This window comes from Bartonella sp. AC130YNZD, from assembly GCF_042196865.1.
Classification (GTDB): Bacteria; Pseudomonadota; Alphaproteobacteria; order Rhizobiales; family Rhizobiaceae; genus Bartonella.
The window spans coordinates 1-1,212 of the sequence record NZ_JBHIQZ010000108.1; the positions used below are offsets into that span (position 1 = coordinate 1).

Below are 1,212 nucleotides of genomic sequence, written 5' to 3' on the forward strand. Positions count from 1 at the left end.
AAAAAGCTGCACTATGCGTGCAGCTTTTTATTGGTTTTATACTTTTTGAGCTATAAGTTTTTAAAGCATGAAAGTGTCCTTACGGCTTCTATAACCATAATAGCCAAAAACACTGGAAATAATGGCGCCTACCAGACTTCCTAAAAAGCCCCACCACCCCATATTGGAGGCTGTTTTTGTGGCTTTAGTTGCAGTGTTTTTTGCTCCCTTGATCGTATCCTCAAGATTGTCTGAGAGTGTTTCTGCCTGTTCTTCAAGGGCTTTGATAGCTTTTTCGGTTTTTTCCTCTGCGCTTTGATAGAGTTGAACAGCATGGTTGGCTGCTGTTTGTGCATCCGCACGGGTCATGCCATCCTTCATAAGCGCGTTGATGATATCACTTCGATCAAATTTTGTTGTGAGATCTTCTACACGATCAGAAAGGCGCTCACCAAGATTTTTTAAAGTGGTGCGATAGTGAGAAGGATCATTTTTGAAAGCTTTTATCGCAGAACCAATATCATTGAGTGCAGCTTGATAGGTTTGTTTCAAGCGATCAGGGTTGAGAGCAGGAATGTCACTTTTATTGAGAAGGGAGTGCAATTCACTACCAAGTTGGTCAAAATTGATATCATTGTCACTATTTTTTGCAAAAAACTTTTCAAGACTTTCACTGTTTAATTTTGCAAGTATAGGGGAAATATTGTTTTTTAGGCTGTCAACGGTTTGTTGGACCATGGAGCTGTTTTCTAGAGCCGTTTTAGCTCCTATCTTTGCTGTACTAGAAACCACGTGGATGGCTTGGAGGGTCATCAGCAATGTTATGAGAGCCCAAGTGAGAAAGCCATGAAGAATCCCTGATGATTCAGCAAAACGTCCAGCTACAAAGCCTCCCAAGGCTAGGCTAATCAGTGTAACGATAACGGAACCCACGCCAAAGGAGAGGAAAGAGCCTTCAAATGGGGATGAAGAAGTGAAATCCATTTGGCTTAAGCCTAAAGCTGCGACCAGAAAAGAGAGACAGATTGAGGTGGCAAGAGCCGTCACCAGTCCCGCAAAGATTGCGGACCATGAAATGGGTGTGTGAAAGAATGAATACTTTTCTTCTAGAGACGTTTCTCCTAAAAAATTCGTATCAAATGGTGTGTTTTCAGGAATGCGAGTTTCCATGTTTTATCTCCTTGAATATGCTGGAGATACAATGCCTTTTTGCTAATTATGTTCCAAAAGGGA

Annotated in this window: 1 protein-coding gene; it reads right to left on the reverse strand. The window is 41.6% G+C overall.

The annotated features are described in order from the left end of the window. Nucleotides 1-60: 60 nt before the first annotated feature. Nucleotides 61-1,149, reverse strand: coding sequence for a DUF3792 domain-containing protein (locus ACFINU_RS09925; protein WP_375667677.1), 1,089 nt, complete (start codon nucleotides 1,147-1,149; stop codon nucleotides 61-63). Nucleotides 1,150-1,212: the final 63 nt, after the last annotated feature.